This window comes from Streptomyces torulosus (assembly GCF_001419765.1).
Lineage (GTDB): Bacteria > Actinomycetota > Actinomycetes > Streptomycetales > Streptomycetaceae > Streptomyces > Streptomyces torulosus.
Map to the genome: position 1 here is coordinate 1 of NZ_LIRK01000521.1, position 2,645 is coordinate 2,645.

1 protein-coding gene and 2 pseudogenes are annotated in these 2,645 nt (G+C 72.5%); all 3 read left to right on the top strand.

Translation table 11 applies throughout. The features are described 5' to 3' along the window. Positions 1-74: 74 nt before the first annotated feature. A pseudogene (locus AOK23_RS52080) lies at positions 75-258 on the top strand (hypothetical protein); the annotation flags it as partial. A 2-nt stretch (positions 259-260) separates the two neighbouring features. Further along, positions 261-869 (top strand): annotated as a pseudogene (locus tag AOK23_RS31835) (ABC transporter ATP-binding protein); the annotation flags it as partial. 34 nt (positions 870-903) lie between these two features. Next, positions 904-2,645: fumarate reductase/succinate dehydrogenase flavoprotein subunit (locus tag AOK23_RS31840; RefSeq protein WP_206336342.1), on the top strand; the 1,742-nt coding region annotated here is incomplete at its 3' end.

Below are 2,645 nucleotides of genomic sequence, written 5' to 3' on the forward strand. Positions count from 1 at the left end.
GTTCCGGCCCCCCCCTCCCCAGGGCGCCGCGGCCGACAGGCCCGGCACCGGCCCCAAGCCCGAGGAGGCACGCGATGAGCACCTCGTCTGACACACGCGGCACCCACAGAACTCAAGGCACCGGCGGAACTCAAGGCACCCGTGGAGCTCAGAGCACCAGCGGAACTCATGGCACCCGCACAGCTCAAGGCGGCCAAGGCACCCGGCTCACGCTCCACGCGGCCGAGTTGGGCCGTCCCGACGCCGTGGCCCTGACGGNNGGGAAGTCGACCCTGCTGCGGACGCTGGCCGGTCTGCTGCCGCCGCTGGACGGACGGCTCACCCAGGACGAACGCCCGCTGGTCGGCCCGTCCGCCGATCGTGCCCTGGTGTTCCAGGAGGACGCCCTCCTGCCATGGCGCACGCTGCGGGCCAACGTCGAACTCCCCCTCGCCATACGGGGCCTGCCGCGCGCCGAGCGCCGTACGCAGGCCGAGGCATGGCTGGCCAGGGTCGGACTCGCCGAGTACACCCGCCAGTTGCCGCACCGCGTCTCCGGCGGCCAGCGCCAGCGCGCACAACTGGCGCGCGCTCTCGCCGGGCGCCCCCGCGCCGTCCTGATGGACGAACCGTTCGGCGCGCTCGACGCCCAGACCCGGGCCGGCATGCAGGACCTGCTGGTGGAGGTGTTGGCGGGCACGGGCGCCACGGTCGTCTTCGTCACCCACGACGTGGACGAGGCCCTGTTCCTCGGCGACCGCGTGGCCCTCCTCGGCGCCGGCCGCCTGACCGCCGTACGCGACATCCCGCACCCCCGCGACCGCGCGGCCCACGACGCCCCCGCCCTGGCGGCCCTGCGCCACGACGTCCTCACCTCCCTCGCTTCCTGACGCCCTGACACCCCGGTTCCCGAAAGGCCCTCTGGTGGAGATCCCCGCCCTCACCGACGCCGAAGAGCTCACCTGCGACGTCCTCGTCATCGGTGGCGGCACCGCCGGCACCATGGCCGCCCTGACCGCCGCCGAGCACGGCGCGAACGTCCTGCTCCTGGAGAAGGCGCACGTCCGGCACTCCGGCGCCCTCGCCATGGGCATGGACGGTGTCAACAACGCCGTCATCCCCGGCCGCGCCGAACCCGACGACTACGTCGCCGAGATCACCCGCGCCAACGACGGCATCGTCGACCAGTCCACGGTCCGCCAGACCGCGACCCGCGGTTTCGACATGGTGCGGCGGCTGGAGTCGTACGGAGTGAAGTTCGAGAAGGACGAGCTGGGCGAGTACGCCGTCCGCCAGGTCCACCGCTCCGGCTCGTACGTGCTGCCCATGCCGGAGGGCAAGGACGTCAAGAAGGTCCTCTACCGGCAGCTGCGCCGCCGCGAGATGCGGGAGCGGATCCGCATCGAGAACCGGGTGATGCCGGTGCGGGTGCTGACGGCGGGCGAGGGCGCCGACCGGCGCGCGGTGGGCGCGGCGGGCTTCCACACCCGCACGGGGCGGTTCGTGACGGTCCGCGCCGGCGCGGTGATCCTCGCGACGGGCGCCTGCGGCCGCCTCGGCCTGCCCGCCTCCGGCTATCTGTACGGCACGTACGAGAACCCGACGAACGCGGGCGACGGCTACGCCATGGCGTATCACGCGGGCGCCGAACTGACCGGCATCGAGTGCTTCCAGATCAACCCGCTGATCAAGGACTACAACGGCCCGGCCTGCGCCTACGTCGCCAACCCCTTCGGCGGCTACCAGGTCAACCGGCACGGCGAACGCTTCGTCGACTCCGACTACTGGTCCGGCCAGATGATGGCGGAGTTCGCCGCCGAGATCGCCTCCGACCGCGCCCCGGTCTATCTGAAGCTCAGCCATCTCCCGGAGGAGTCGGTCTCCGCGCTGGAGTCGATCCTGCACACCACGGAACGCCCCACTCGCGGCACCTTCCACGCGGGTCGCGGCCACGACTACCGCACCCACGACATCGAGATGCACATCTCCGAGATCGGCCTGTGCGGCGGCCACTCCGCCTCGGGCGTCCGCGTCGACGACCACGCCCGGACCACCGTCCCGCGCCTCTACGCCGCGGGCGACCTCGCCTGCGTCCCGCACAACTACATGATCGGCGCCTTCGTCTTCGGCGACCTGGCGGGCGCGGACGCCTCCCGGTACGCCCCGTACGAGGGCGAGTTGCCCTCCGAGCAGCTCCGCGAGGCGCACGAGCTGATCTACCGGCCGCTGCGCAACCCGGACGGGCCCCCGCAGCCCCAGGTGGAGTACAAGCTCCGCCGCTTCGTCAACGACTACGTGGCGCCTCCGAAGTCCGGCGCCCGCCTCTCCCTCGCCCTCAACGCCTTCGAACGCATGCGGCACGACATCGCCGCCATGGGTGCCCGCACCCCGCACGAGCTGATGCGCTGCGCCGAGGTCACCTTCATCCGCGACTGCGCCGAGATGGCCGCCCGCGCGTCCCTGGCCCGCACCGAGTCCCGCTGGGGCCTCTACCACGACCGTCTGGACCACCCTCACCGCGACGACGCCTCGTGGTTCCACCACCTCGACCTCTACAAGTCCCCGTCGTCCGGCGCCATGGAGTTCACCGCCCGCCCCGTTGCGCCCTACCTGGTCCCCGTCGAGGAGTTCACCCCCCTCGGCGGCCCTTCCCGCCTCCTGGGCGA